The sequence below is a fragment of the Kutzneria kofuensis genome (assembly GCF_014203355.1).
Taxonomy (GTDB): Bacteria; Actinomycetota; Actinomycetes; order Mycobacteriales; family Pseudonocardiaceae; genus Kutzneria; species Kutzneria kofuensis.
Window position 1 is genome coordinate 3,653,167 of record NZ_JACHIR010000001.1, and the last position, 13,524, is coordinate 3,666,690.

A 13,524-nucleotide genomic window follows, 5' to 3' on the forward strand; every position below is an offset into this window, starting at 1 on the left:
GGATGACTGAGCAATCGTTCGATGGGAAGGGACAGATCGAGATGCGAGTCGTGCGCCAGACCGAACTGGGCGGGACCGACGTGCTCAAGGTGGTCGAGGTCGAGCGACCCGAGCCGGGGCCGACGGAGATTCTCGTCCGCGTGCACGCGGCCGGCGTGAACCCGGTGGACTGGAAGACCCGGGAACACGGCGTGTTCCTGGGCACGCCGCCGTTCGTGCTGGGCTGGGACGTCTCCGGCACGGTCGAACAGGTCGGCTTCGGGGTCAGCTGGCTCAAGCCCGGTGACGAGGTGCTGGGCATGCCGCACTTCCCGAAGGAGGCCGGCGGCTACGGCGAGTACGTCGTCGCCCCGTCGCGGCACTTCGTGCGCAAGCCGGCCGGACTCAGCCACGTCGAGGCGGCCGGGCTGCCGCTGGCCGGCCTCACCGCGTGGCAGGCGCTCGTCGACGACGCCGACGTGCGGCCGGGCCAGAAGGTGCTCGTGCACGCCGCGGCCGGCGGCGTCGGCCACCTGGCCGTGCAGATCGCCAAGGCGCACGGCGCCTACGTGTACGGCACCGCCCGCACGGTGAAGCACGACTTCCTGCGGGACATCGGCGTCGACGAGCCGATCGACTACACCACCACCGACTTCACCGAGGTCGCACGGGACGTCGACGTCGTGTTCGACCTGATCGGCGGGGACAACGCGCTCCGCTCGGTGGACACGCTTCGCCCCGGCGGCACGGTGTTCGCGGTGCCCGGCGGCGTCAACGACGAGCTCGCGGCGAAGGCCCGGCAGCGCGGGGTGCGCGCCACCGGCATCCTCGTCGAACCGGACCAGCGCGGCCTGCTCGCCCTGCTGGACCTGGTCAACGCCGGCAAGCTGACCGTGCACGTCGAGCAGGTGCTGCCGCTGGCCGACGCCGGCAAGGCGCACGAGATCGGCGCGGCGGGCAAGCTCACCGGCAAGCTCGTGCTGGACGTGGCCGGCGACTGACGTCGCTAGATGTCCTCGGACACCAATGCCTCCAGCGCCGGCAGGGCGGCGGCCAGCGCGGTCCGCTGCTCCTCGGTCAGCCGCTCCAGGCGGTTGTGCAACTCGTGCAGCCGCTCGGAGCGGACACCGGCGATCACCTGCTCCCCCTGCGGCGTCGCGCGCACCAGCGATGCCCGGCCGTCCTGCGGGTCGGCCTCCCGCATCACGTAGCCGGACTCCACCAGCGCGGCGATGATCCGGGACAGGGTCGGCGGGGCCACCCCCTCGCGGCCGGCCAGGTCGCCCAGCCGCATCGGACCCTTGTACGCCAGCGTGGCCAGGGCCGAGATCGAGCCCTGGCCCAGGCCGGGCGACCCGCTGCGGCGCAGGATCCGGGACAGCCGGCCGACCGCCAGGTACAGCCGCGTGGTCTCGTCGACCGTAGCCGTCGTCGTCGACATCGCCACGACACTCACTCCTCAGGTAGGTGGCACCTACCGTTCATGATGACTCAGCGCGCCGGGCTGGACGCCTGTGCCCAGAAGCGTTGCGGGATTCTCCCGGCAAGTAGGGCCGAACGGCCGGCCTCCACTGCGCCACGCATGGCCGCCGCCATCCGCTCGGGGTCCTGGGCCCTGGTGACGGCCGTCGCCAGCAGCACCGCCGAACAGCCCAGCTCCATGGCCTGCGCGGCGTCCGAGGCGGTGCCGATGCCGGCGTCCAGGATCACCGGCACCGAGGCCCGGGACACGATCAGCTCGATGTTGTGCGGGTTGCGGATGCCCAGGCCGGTGCCGATCGGCGAGCCCAGCGGCATCACGGCGGCGCAGCCGACCTCCTCCAGCCGCAGCGCCAGCACCGGATCGTCGTTGGTGTACGGCAGCACCACGAAGCCGTCGTCGACCAGCTGCTGCGCGGCGTCGAGCAGCTCGACGGAGTCCGGCAGCAGCGTGCGGTCGTCGGCGACGACCTCCAGCTTCACCCAGTTCGTCTCCAGCGCCTCGCGGGCCAGCCGGGCCGTGAGCACCGCCTCCGCGGCGGTGCGGCAGCCGGCCGTGTTGGGCAGCGGTTCGATTCCCAGGCGGCGCAACAGGTCCAGCACGCCGGTGCCGCCGACGGCGTCCATCCGCCGCATGGCGACGGTGGTCAGCTCGGTGCCGGCGGCCAGCAGCGCTCGTTCCAGCACGGCCAGGTTGGCCGCGCCACCGGTGCCCATGATCAGCCGCGAGCCGAACTCGCGGTCGGCGATGACCAAAGGATCGTCCACGTTCAGCCTCCCTGCACGGCGGTGAGCACCTCGACCGAGCCGCCGGGCGGCAGCACCGTGCCGGCCCAGTCGGCACGCCGCACGACCTCGCCGTCCACAGCCACCGCGATGCCCCGCGGCGGGGCGTCGATGGCGGCGAGCGCGTCCGCGACGGTGGCCCCGTCGGCGAGTTCGCGCTCGGTCCCGTTGACCACGACCAGCAATTCAGCCTCCCCCGTTCGTGACGGCGAGCAGTCGGCCCGGGTCGGCGGCGCGCGCCGGCTCCGGGGGTTCACGGCCGGCGAGCAGGTCGACCACCGCCTCGGCGGTGATCGGGGCGAGCAGGATGCCGTTGCGGTGGTGGCCGGTCGCGGCCAGCACGCCCGGCTCCAGCCAGCCCAGCACCGGCAGGTTGTCGGGGCTGCCGGGGCGCAGTCCGGCGGCGCACTCCAGGACCGCGTACTCGCCGATGCCCGGCAGCACGCGCTCGGCGTCGCGCAGCAGGTCCCGGACGCCGCCGACGGTCACCTCGGTGTCGAAGCCCGCCTCGTACTGGGTGGCGCCCAGCACCAGGCCGCGGCCGTCCCTCGGCACCAGGTAGACCTGTCGGCCTTCGACCAGTGCTCGGACGGTTCGCGTCGGCGGGTCCAGGGCCCCGTCGCGGGCCTTGAGCCGCAGCACCTCGCCCTTGACCGGCCGGACGACCTTCGCCAGCCCGTTGTAGAGGCCGCCGCTCCAAGCACCCGCGGCCAGCACGACAACGTCGCACTCGACCGTGGATCCGTTGGCCAGAGCCACTTCGCCGGCGCTGACGCTGGTCGCGGCGACCGCGATCGGCTGCGTGCCGGCCTCCACCGCCGCCTTGCGCAACGACGAGAGCAGCACCCTGTTGTCCACGGCCAGGTCCCCGGGCACCAACAGTCCACTTCGGACGGACGTGCCGAGCGACGGCTCCAGCCGGCGGACCTCCCGCGCGGTCACCCGCGTGACCTCGCGGCCGAGCTTGGCCAGGAAGTCCGCCACTCCGTCAAGTTCCGCCCGGTCCGCGCCGTCGACGGCGACGACCAGCGTCCCCTCCGTGCGCAGGCCGCCGTTCTTGTCCAATCTGGCGGCAAAATCCGGCCAGCGGTCCAGCGACGCGCTGCCCAGCGCCAGCACGTGCTCCTCGCCCGGCCACGCCTCCGTGACCGGCGCGAGCATGCCGCCCGCCACCCAGGACGCGCCCGAACCCGGCGCGGCATCGATCAACTGCACCTGGTGGCCCGCCACGGCGGCCGCCCACGCGACCGACAGACCGACGACCCCACCACCGACAACGGCGACCTTCAAGACACATCACGCTCCCTGCGCCGGCATGACCCGGATCAGGTTCGACGGTCGGGGCTGGTAAGCCCCCTCTCAGCCCGGTTCCTCCAGGCTCCCGTGCGGACCGGGTTCTACCGTAGCACCCGTGCCAGGACTGGATGGAGAACAGATCAGGAAGCGGCTCGCCGACGCACGGCTCTACCTGTGCACCGACGCCCGCACCGGGACCGGCGATCTCGCCGAGTTCGCCGACGCCGCCCTCGCCGGCGGCGTCGACATCGTGCAGCTGCGGGACAAGGGCATGGAGGCTCGGTTCGAGCTCGCCGCCCTGGAGGTGCTCGCCGAGGCCTGCGCCCGCCACGGCGCGTTGCTCGCCGTCAACGACCGGGCCGACGTGGCCGTGGCCGCCGGGGCCGACGTGCTGCACCTCGGCCAGGACGACCTGCCCGTGCCGCTGGCCCGCCGCATCGCCGGCGACGACATCGCCATCGGCCGGTCCACCCACGACGTCGCGCAGGCCGACGCCGCCGCGGTGGAGGCGGGCGTGGACTACTTCTGCACCGGCCCGTGCTGGCCGACGCCGACCAAGCCCAGCCGGCCGGCGCCGGGGCTGGATCTGGTGCGCCACGTGAAGTCGGAACGGCCCTGGTTCGCCATCGGCGGCATCGACCTGCCCCGGCTGGACGAGGTGCTGGCGGCCGGTGCGCGGCGGATCGTGGTCGTCCGGGCCATCACGGCCGCCGAGGACCCACGGGCCGCGGCTGAGGCCTTGAAGGCTCGCCTGCTTTCCGCCACGTGAGTGGCTCACTTCGCCTTTTCGGCCACCTGAGCCACTCAGGTGGCCCCTGGATGCGAAATGAGCCACTCACGTGGAGCAAAAGCGCCCCGGCGGCCGGCGTTGCAGGGAGGGGTGCCGGCCGCCGGGGCGGGTTGGTGGGCTTGCAGGGGGAGCCCACCTGGGAATCAGCTCGTGACGAGCCGTAGTCCGTAGGCGCTCAGCGCCGGGTTCACCGGGCTGAAGTACGTGGTGCCGCCGTGCGTGCAGTCGCCGGAGCCGCCGGAGGTGACGCCCTGGGCCTGGTTGCCGCTGATCCAGGCGCCACCGGAGTCGCCGGGCTCGGCGCAGACGTTGGTCTTGGTCAGGCCGGTGACCGTGCCCTCGGCGTAGACCACGGTCTGGTTCTTGGCCTGGATGGTGCCGCAGTGCCAGCCGGTGGTGGAGCCGGAGCGGCAGACCGCCGCGCCGACGGCCGCCTCGGCGGAGCCCTTGACCGCCACGGCGCCGCCGCCGTCGGCCACGGTGCCGGACAGCGTCCACTGGCCGCTGGTGACGTCGACCCGGCCGTAGTCGCCGCCGGAGCCGAAGTGGCTGCCGTTGATCCGACCGAGTGAAACTTGGTTGTACCCGGATGCAGTACCGCCGCCGGCCGTGCAGTGCCCGGCGGTGACGAAGTGCTTGGCGCCGGAAGCGTCGGTCGCGCTGAATCCGACCGAGCACCGGAAGTTCGATCCGTACCACGCGTCACCGCCGCGAACGGCGTACAGCGGCCGCGGCCGGGCGGCCACGGTCTCCTCGCGGGCGGCCGCGCCGGCCGTCGCCACGAAGGCCTCGGTGGCCGGCGAACGGTCCAGGACCTGAACCACGACCTGATCGGTCGGCAGGTCGACGTACCACCCGACGACCCCCGCGGGCACCGGCTTGTGCCGCAGTCCGTCGGCGACGGCGCTCAGCTGCGCGTCCGTACGGGTGACAACCCTTGCCTCAACGCCCGCCGCGCGCACCCGCGGCACAAATGTGACGTCAGTCACCGCGACCACGGCCTGGTCGGCCGCCGCGTCGAACCAGGAGCCGGCGAAGATCGGCCCGAGCAGTGTGCGCAGGGTTGCGACCTGGGCATCGGCGCGATCCTGCCGGGCGAACAGACCTATCGCCCGTGCGGGTGACAACCCCAGATCACGCTGCAGCGCGCTCGCTACATCGGGTGATATGACCACACCATTCGTGGACGTATCGACAGAGACGGGCGCAGAAGTCGCCGCTGCCGGTACGCTGACAGTAGCGGCGAGGCCAAGGGACAACAGGGCAGCGCCGGTGATCCGAGCCGCACGAGTGCGGTTCATCAGACGTCTCCCTCATCTTCGGATGCGGGGACTCGGGAGTGGCGGTTGCAGGGACCCCTTCCCGAGCCTTTCAGGGGGACGGGCGGTGGGGCGGCGGCAGGGGTCGCCCCACCTTCCCCCCACCTCTGACTCTTCGAGTCCCGGTGGTCGCCGCCACTGCCGCCAAATTCGCCTCCCCCAGTGCCGAACCCGTTGGGGCACGCCGCCGAATGACCTTCGGCGGAGAGTCCGATCGGGCGCAAAGCGTGTCACATGATCCGACCGCGTGGGTACGACGCGTAGCGGTTAACACTTGACGTTTAGGTAACGCCCCGCAGAAATCGTGTTCCATACCGCCGGCCGCGATCCGTTGCCCGTCCGTACGCCGCCGTGACCGTTCGGCCGATCGGCATCGCCCGTGCTACCCGAACCGGTGGCAGCCGGCTTGGCCCCTGGCGAGCAGCGCCGCCAGGGGGCTAGTCAGTTCACGCCCGGCGGCGGCCCGCCGCTGGTGCCGGTCGGCTGCTGCGAGGTCGTCGTGGTGGTCGTCGACGTGCTCGTGCCGGTGGACGAGCTCGTTGTCGACGACGGTGGCGTTGTGCTGGACGTGGTCGTCGGCGTGCTGGTCGACGTCGTCGTCGAGGACGTGGTGGGCGGCGGTGTGCTGGTCGGATGCGGCGTGCTGCTCTGGGCCGGCTGCCCGAACAGGGCGCCGACGGTGGTGCGGTTGCCGTTGCCGGAGGTGGCCTGGCCGCCGAGCAGCTCCACGGTCGTCAGCACGCCCATGCCCAGCACGAAGGCGACCACGACGGCGGCGGCCACCATCGGCCACCGGCGCTTGCCGGGCTCCTCCTTGGGCGGTGCGACCTTCAGCCGCACGGTCTCGGCGTCGTGCGACGCCCCGACCGGCGGCTGCTCCTGCCTGATCCGGGTCGTCACCCGCTCCCGCGCGGCCTGGATGGAACGCTCGTACATGGCCGTGCCCACGGTGCCGACCACGCTGGCCAGCCCGGCGCCGGTCACGGTGCCCGCGACTCCCAGTTTCGACCCCAGTACGGCCGCCGTCACGGACGCCAGCGCGCCCGCCGCGACCTGCGTCGGCTTGATGTCGAGCCGAATCGTGCTCTTCTCCTTGCTCATCGCTCCCAATCCCCTACCGCACTACCAACGCACAAGACGTGGCGCGCACTCCCGGGGTTGGGCGATCGTGAGCACGAACACCCCGTTCAGTCCACTGTGGACGAATGGTGCGGCACCACGTGCGTCGGCGGTCCCTCCACACCGCAGTGCAGGCAATCCCCCGGATGCGGGGAATCCTCGACAACCGCGGGCGTCGGCGGCTCACCCAGAACCCGGTTGTCCACCCAGAAAGCGATCAAACCCCCGAGCACCGCCGCGATCGCGCAGATCAGCAGCGCCATCTGCCAGCCGGCGGTCAGCGCCGCCGGATCGGCGTACTTCTCGCCGGTGATGCCGGCCGCCGCGGGCAGCACGGCCACCGCGAGCAGCGACCCCGTCCGCGCCACCGCGTTGTTCACGCCGGAGGCCACGCCCGCGTGCCGGTCGGGGGCGGCGGCCAGCACCGTCGCCGTCACCGGTGCGACGGCGATCACCAGGCCGAGGCCGAACACCACGACACCCGGCAGCACGCCGGTCAGATACGAGGAGCCGGGCACGGCCCAGCGCAACATCAGCATGCCGACGCCGACCAGGATCGGGCCGACGATCAGCTGCAGCCGCGGGCCGATGCGCTGGGCCAGCTTCCCGGACTGCGCGGAGCCGAGCAGCATGATCACCGTGATCGGCAGCCCGGCCAGGCCGGCCAGCACCGGCGGGTAGTTCATGGACACCTGCAGCTGCATCACCATCAGCATCATCACGCCGCCGAGGGCCGCGTAGAGCAGGAACGTCAGCAGGTTGGACACGGTGAACGTGCGGTTGGCGAACAGGTCCGGCGGCACGAGCGGGTCCCGCTGCCGCAGCTGGAGCACGCAGAACCCGGCCAGCGACAGCACGCCGACCACCGTCGCGACCAGCACGATCGGGTCGGTCACGCCGCGTGACGGCCCCTCCACCAGCGCACCGGTGACGCCGGCCAGGCCCAGCGCGCACAGGACCGTGCCGAGCACCTCCGGGTGGCCCTTCATCTCCGGATCCCGCGATTCCGGCACGTAACGCCGGCACAGGTAGATGCACAGCACCGCCACGGGCACGTTGACCAGGAACGCCAGCCGCCACGACCAGGCCTGGATGAGCAGGCCGCCCACCAGCGGCCCGACCGCCGTGGCCACGCCGCCCAGGCCCGACCACGCGCCGATGGCCCGGGCCCGGTCGTCGTGCGCGAAGGCCGACTGCAGGATCGCCAGCGAGCCCGGGGTCAGCAGCGCCCCGCCGATGCCCTGGAGCACCCGTGCGGCCACCAGCACCCCGGTGGTGGGCGCGACACCGCAGAGGACCGACGCCAGGCCGAACCAGACCACTCCGATCTCGAACACGCGGCGCCGGCCGTAGCGGTCACCGAGCGAGCCGGCGACGAGGATCAGCGACGCCAGCGACAGCAGGTAGCCGTCCAGCACCCACTGCAACCCCGTCACCGACGCGGTGAAGTCGGCGCCGATCTTGGGCAGGGCGATGTTGACGATCGTGCCGTCCAGCATCGCCATGCCGGAACCGCAGACGGTGGCGGCGAGCACGCCGCGGGCCTGCGGACTGCCCCAGTGCACGCCGCTCGACACATTGCCCGTGGTGGTCATGGCAGCACGGTGCTCCCGCCGCCCCGGGCGACGCAAGCCGAGGTGGAACGAGGCACGACTTCGTGTCACTTCTGCCGGGAAATCCACGCCTTCGCTCGGATCGAGCTTCCCAGCCGGCCCCGGGTGTGGCTAGGTTCCGCCAATGGCCGAAACGCGCTCACTCCGCAGTCACGGCTGGTTCGCCGACCAGGGTGTGCTGGGCTTCACCCACCGGTCCTGGCTGCGCAACCAGGGCCATCCCGACCACGCCTTCGACGGGCGGCCGGTGATCGGCATCTGCCAGACCGCCAGCGATCTCACGCCGTGCAACGCGCACCTGCGGGAGATCGCCGAGCACGTGAAGCGGGGCGTGTACGAGGCCGGCGGGCTGCCGATGGAGTTCCCGGTCACCTCGCTCGGCGAGGTCCTGATGCGGCCGACCACGATGCTCTTCCGCAACCTGGTCTCGATGGACGTCGAGGAGACGCTGCGGGCCAACCCGCTGGACGGCGTGGTGCTGCTGACCGGCTGCGACAAGACCACGCCCGCGCTGCTGATGGGCGCGGCCAGCGTGGACCTGCCGACGATGGTGGTCGGCGGCGGCCCGATGCTCAACGGCCGGTTCCGCGGCAAGCAGCTGGGCTCCGGCACCGATGTCTGGCGGTTCGCGGACGCCCGTCGCACCGGCGCGATGTCGCAGGCCGACATGAACGCCGCCGAGGCGTGCATGTCCCGGTCGGCCGGGCACTGCAACACCATGGGCACGGCGTCCACGATGGGCTGCTGGGCGGAGTCGATGGGGCTGTCGCTGCCCGGCATGGCCGCGCTGCCGGCGGTGGACTCGCGCCGTCGGGCGATGGCGCACGTGAGCGGCATCCGGGCCGTGCAGCTGGTGCGTGAGGACGTGCGGATGTCCTCGATCGTCACCCGACAGGCGCTGGAGAACGCGGTCGTGGTGAACGCGGCGATCGGCGGCTCCAGCAACTTCGCGGTGCATCTTCTGGCCCTGGCCGGGCGGCTCGGCATTTCTTTCGGCCTGGACGACCTGGACCGGCTGGGCCGATCGGTGCCGCTGCTGGTGGACCTGATGCCGGCGGGCCGGTTCCTGATGGAGGACTTCTGCTACGCCGGCGGCCTGCCCGCGGTGCTGCGCGAGCTCGGCGACCTGCTGCTGCATCCGGACGCGGTCACCGTGACCGGCGCCACGATCGCGGAGAACGTGGCCGACGCCGAGGTGTTCGACCGCGAGGTGATCCGGACCGCGGTCGATCCACTGCGGACGGACGCCGGACTGGCCGTGCTGCGCGGCAATCTCGCGCCGGACGGAGCGGTCATCAAGCCCGCCGCCGCGTCACCGTCGCTGCTGCGGCACGTCGGCCGCGCGGTGGTGTTCCACGGCGTCGAGGATCTGCACGCCCGCATCGATACTGTCGAATGCGACCGGGACAGCGTGTTCGTGCTGACCGGCGTCGGCCCCCGCGGCTTCCCCGGCATGCCGGAGGTGGGCAACTTCGGGCTGCCGCGCCGGCTGCTCGAGTCCGGTGTGGACGACGCCGTGCGCATCTCCGACGGCCGGATGAGCGGCACCGCGTTCGGCACGGTGGTGCTGCACGTGGCGCCGGAGTCCGCCGTCGGCGGCCCGCTGGCGCTGGTCCGCGACGGCGACGTGATCGAGCTGGACGTCGAGGCCCGGCGGTTGCACCTGGCCGTGGACGACGCCGAGCTCGCGGCCCGCAGGGCCGCGTGGACGCCGCCGCCCCGCGCCGCCGAGCGCGGGTGGGTGCGGCTCTACGTCGACCACGTCGGCCAGGCCGACCGCGGCGCCGACCTGGACTTCCTCGTCGGCGGCTCGGGCGCTCCGGTGCCGCCCGGCAACCACTGATGAACCCGGTCAGTCGTGCGGCCGGTTCAGCGTGGCCACGAACTTGTACCGGTCGCCGCGGTAGACCGAGCGCACCCACTCCACCGGGTTGCCCTCGGTGTCGAACGAGTGCCGGGACAGCAGCAGCATCGGCAGGCCGATGTCGGCGCCGAGCAGCTCCGCCTCCTCGGGCGTGGCCAGCGCGGTCTCGATGGTCTCCTCGGCGTGGCCCATCTCCACCCCGAACCGCTCGCGCAGCACCTGGTAGAGCGAGCCGCCGGAGCTGACGTACCGCCGCAGGCCGCGGAAGCGGCCCAGCGCCAGGTGCGTGGTCTCCAGCGCCATCGGCTCGCCGTCGGCCAGCCGCAGCCGGTGCAGCCGCAGCACCTTCGCACCGGCGCGCACGCCGAGGTAGCGGGCCAGCTCCGCGTCGGCCGCGTCCTCGGAGGCCTCCAGCAGCCGGGACGAGGGCTGCCGGCCCTGCGCCCGCATGTCCTCTGTGTACGAGCTGAGCTGCAACCGCTGCGCCACCTTGGGTTCGGCGGCGAACGTTCCCTTGCCCTGCACGCGCAGCAGCCGGCCCTCGACGGTCAGCTCGGCAAGCGCTTGCCGAACGGTGGTGCGTGAGACGTCGAAGTCCGCCGCGAGCGAGCGTTCCGTCGGTATCGGCGACCCCGGCGGCATGGACCGCAGGAGGTCGAGCAGATGCCGCTTGAGCCCCCAGTACTTGGGCTCACGCTGCGCACGCGATCGCAACCCGGCGTCGTTGCCGCCGGCCGGCGAGGTTTCGAGCATGGCCTCCTCCTAAGCTCCGCCCACTCCCCAGCGAACAGGATGCCTTGTCAACCGCTGGCTGCGCGATCACACCCCCGGTCATTCGTCGGATGACTTTGCAACGGTCTCGCAACGACCTTGACATCGAGTGTGGCACGGCACACCCTTTTTCCTCATTGGTCTACACCAAATTGGTCTGCACCAGATAGGACCAGACAAGCTCGTCCGGCAGGTGAGCCGGGGTGGAAGGGCGGAGACTGTGCTCCCTCAGAGTGGGCTGCGTAGAAAGATGATCGTGGCGGCGGTGGGCGTCGCGGCGGTGTCGATGGTCGCAGCCGGTTGCGGCGGCGGTGGTTCCAGCAGTGGCAGTGGCGGCGACAAGACCCTGACGGTCTGGCTGATGAGCGGCTCCGCTCCGGACGCCACCGTCGCGGCGATCAACAAGGACTTCGAGGCCGCGCATCCGGGCGTCAAGGTCAAGTACGAGGTCCAGCAGTGGAACGGCATCGGGCAGAAGCTGACCACGGCGCTGACCAGCGGCGGCCCGGACGTCATCGAGCTGGGCAACACCCAGGTCGCGCAGTACAGCTCGCAGGGCACCCTGCTCGACGTCAGCGACGCCACCAACGACCTGAACGGCAGCCAGTGGCTGTCGGCGCTCAAGGACGAGGGCGCGTGGGGCGGCAAGCAGTACGGCATTCCGTTCTACGCCGCCAACCGCGTCGTCATCTACCGCACCGACCTGTTCCAGCAGGCCGGCATCACCGCGCCGCCCACCTCGAACGACGAGTGGCTGGCCGACCTGACCAAGCTCAAGGGTGTGCAGGGCGTCGACCCGCTCTACCTGCCGGGCCAGGACTGGTACGTGTGGCTGTCCTTCCTCTGGGACCAGGGCGGTGAGCTGGCCACCAGCAGCGGCGACACCTGGAAGTCGGCGATCAACTCCGCCGCCGGCAAGGCGGCCTTCGACTTCTACAAGAAGCTCGTGGACACCTCCGGCACGTCCGCGCCCAAGGACGCCGACGAGGCCACCCCGCAGCAGTCCGACGTGGTCGCCAAGGGCAACACCGCCAGCTTCATCGGCTTCGGCTACGAGCTGGCCGCGGTGGAGAAGGCCAACCCGGCCCTGAAGGGCAAGTTCGGCGCCTTCCCGATCCCGTCCAAGACCGCGGGCCAGACCGCGCCGGTCTTCCTGGGCGGCTCCGACCTGGCCATCCCGGGCAACACCAAGAACGCCGACCTGGCCAAGGACTGGCTGAAGCTGGAGACCAGCGCCAAGTACCAGTCGCAGCTGGCCGCCAACGGCGTCGTGCCGGGCACCTCGACCGACACCAGCGCGCTGGACAGCACCACCACCGGCAAGGCGATGGCGGCGGGCGCCAAGAACGGCAAGGGCACCCCGGTCACCCCGAAGTGGGCCGCGGTCGAGGCCGACAACCCGATCAAGGCCGCGCTGACCGCGTACCTGACCGGTCAGAAGAGCCTGGACCAGGCGGTCTCCGACGCCGACGCCGCGATCACCAAGACGCTCGGCAGCGCGAGCTGATCTGGTGTCGGTGACGACGAAGGCCGCGGTGCCGGCGGGGACCACCCCGCCGGCACCGCGTTCCACTGTCTCGGACGGTGAGTCGGGCATCGGCACGTTCGTGCGCCGGCTGTTCAGCCAGCGCGCGCTGCCGTACCTGCTCCTGCTGCCGGCGACCGCGACCATCCTGGTGATGCTCGGCTGGCCGGTGGTGTCCGTGGTCCTGACCAGCTTCCGCAAGCTCGACCTGGGCGAGCTGTTTCAGGGCAAGATCGTCTGGAACGGCCTGGACAACTACCGGGTCATCCTGACCGACCCGCAGTTCTGGCAGATCACCCTGCGCACCGTGCTGTTCACCGCGGCCTGCGTGATCTGCACCGTCGGCGGCGGCCTGCTCGTGGCGCTGCTGATGAAGCACGTGCACGGCTGGGTGCGGGTGGTGCTGCAGCTGGCCCTGGTGCTGGCGTGGGCGATGCCGATCCTGGCCGCGACCACCGTGTTCCAGTGGATGTTCGACCAGAACTACGGGATCCTGAACAAGACGCTGGTCGAGCTGGGTTTCACCGGCTTCCACCACTACTCGTGGTTCCAGACCGGACTGAGCACGATGACGGTGATCGTCATCCTGATCACCTGGCAGGGCATCCCGTTCGTGGCCTTCACCCTGTACGCCGGCGTGCTGGGAGTGCCGGCGGACCTGTACGAGGCAGCGGGCCTGGACGGCGCGTCCAACTGGCAGACCTTCCGCTCGGTCACCTGGACCGCGCTGCGGCCGCTGGTCAACGTGGTGACGTTCCTGTCCCTGCTGTGGGACTTCAAGGTGTTCACCCAGGTGTGGGCCATCCGCCAGGGCGGCCCCGACGGCGGCAGCCAGACGCTGCCCACGCTGCAGTACCTCAAGGGCATCGCCACCAGTCACTTCGGCGCGGCCGCCGCGGTGAGCGTGATCATGATCCTGGCGCTCGTCGTGCTCACCGCCCAGAACCTGCGGCTGATGCTGCGCACCGAGGAGGTGGACTGAC

General features: G+C 71.6%; 13 protein-coding genes and 1 riboswitch. Of the genes, 5 read left to right on the forward strand and 8 right to left on the reverse strand.

All coding sequences use genetic code 11. From position 1 onward, the window contains the following. Positions 1-41 precede the first annotated feature (41 nt). A complete protein-coding gene (locus tag BJ998_RS16710) occupies positions 42-980 on the forward strand; it encodes an NADP-dependent oxidoreductase (RefSeq protein WP_184862741.1) in 939 nt (312 codons plus the stop codon). Positions 981-985: 5 nt separating this feature from the next. Here BJ998_RS16710 and BJ998_RS16715 read toward each other — a convergent pair whose 3' ends face one another. From BJ998_RS16715 to thiO, 4 genes are all read right to left on the reverse strand, one after another. Continuing rightward, complete coding sequence (locus tag BJ998_RS16715) at positions 986-1,420, reverse strand: MarR family winged helix-turn-helix transcriptional regulator (RefSeq protein WP_184868710.1); 435 nt, start codon at positions 1,418-1,420, stop codon at positions 986-988. 50 nt (positions 1,421-1,470) lie between these two features. Next, the gene (locus tag BJ998_RS16720) at positions 1,471-2,226 is read right to left on the reverse strand and encodes a thiazole synthase (RefSeq protein ID WP_184862742.1); all 756 of its coding nucleotides are present in this window, start codon (positions 2,224-2,226) and stop codon (positions 1,471-1,473) included. Positions 2,227-2,228: 2 nt separating this feature from the next. Beyond that, positions 2,229-2,429, reverse strand: coding sequence for a sulfur carrier protein ThiS (gene thiS, locus BJ998_RS16725; protein WP_184862744.1), 201 nt, complete (start codon positions 2,427-2,429; stop codon positions 2,229-2,231). Between the two features lies 1 nt (position 2,430). Continuing rightward, positions 2,431-3,534, reverse strand: coding sequence for a glycine oxidase ThiO (thiO, locus tag BJ998_RS16730; protein ID WP_184862746.1), 1,104 nt, complete (start codon positions 3,532-3,534; stop codon positions 2,431-2,433). Then, positions 3,530-3,639, reverse strand: a riboswitch (TPP riboswitch). Its footprint overlaps the gene before it by 5 nt. Positions 3,640-3,655: 16 nt before the next feature. Here thiO and thiE point away from each other — a divergent pair. Beyond that, positions 3,656-4,309, forward strand: coding sequence for a thiamine phosphate synthase (gene thiE, locus BJ998_RS16735; RefSeq protein ID WP_184862748.1), 654 nt, complete (start codon positions 3,656-3,658; stop codon positions 4,307-4,309). Between the two features lie 164 nt (positions 4,310-4,473). On the opposite strand, the gene BJ998_RS16740 is transcribed toward thiE, so the two are convergent. From BJ998_RS16740 to BJ998_RS16750, 3 genes are all read right to left on the reverse strand, one after another. After that, positions 4,474-5,457 (reverse strand): S1 family peptidase, encoded by a 984-nt coding sequence (locus BJ998_RS16740; protein WP_246488608.1) that lies wholly within the window; start codon positions 5,455-5,457, stop codon positions 4,474-4,476. A gap of 633 nt (positions 5,458-6,090) precedes the next feature. Continuing rightward, complete coding sequence (locus tag BJ998_RS16745; protein WP_184862752.1) at positions 6,091-6,750, reverse strand: hypothetical protein; 660 nt, start codon at positions 6,748-6,750, stop codon at positions 6,091-6,093. A gap of 86 nt (positions 6,751-6,836) precedes the next feature. After that, positions 6,837-8,363, reverse strand: coding sequence for an MFS transporter (locus BJ998_RS16750; RefSeq protein ID WP_184862754.1), 1,527 nt, complete (start codon positions 8,361-8,363; stop codon positions 6,837-6,839). A gap of 142 nt (positions 8,364-8,505) precedes the next feature. On the opposite strand from BJ998_RS16750, the gene BJ998_RS16755 reads away from it, so the two are divergent. Continuing rightward, on the forward strand, positions 8,506-10,224 hold the full coding sequence (locus tag BJ998_RS16755) for an IlvD/Edd family dehydratase (protein WP_184862756.1): 1,719 nt from the start codon (positions 8,506-8,508) through the stop codon (positions 10,222-10,224). A 9-nt stretch (positions 10,225-10,233) separates the two neighbouring features. On the opposite strand, the gene BJ998_RS16760 is transcribed toward BJ998_RS16755, so the two are convergent. Further along, complete coding sequence (locus BJ998_RS16760; protein WP_184862758.1) at positions 10,234-10,998, reverse strand: GntR family transcriptional regulator; 765 nt, start codon at positions 10,996-10,998, stop codon at positions 10,234-10,236. A 268-nt stretch (positions 10,999-11,266) separates the two neighbouring features. Between BJ998_RS16760 and BJ998_RS16765 the strand changes: the two genes are divergently transcribed. Together BJ998_RS16765 and BJ998_RS16770 are read left to right on the forward strand one after the other, a co-directional pair. Next, the gene (locus BJ998_RS16765) at positions 11,267-12,523 is read left to right on the forward strand and encodes an extracellular solute-binding protein (RefSeq protein ID WP_184862760.1); all 1,257 of its coding nucleotides are present in this window, start codon (positions 11,267-11,269) and stop codon (positions 12,521-12,523) included. Positions 12,524-12,527: 4 nt separating this feature from the next. After that, positions 12,528-13,523, forward strand: coding sequence for a carbohydrate ABC transporter permease (locus tag BJ998_RS16770; RefSeq protein WP_184862761.1), 996 nt, complete (start codon positions 12,528-12,530; stop codon positions 13,521-13,523). Position 13,524 lies beyond the last annotated feature (1 nt).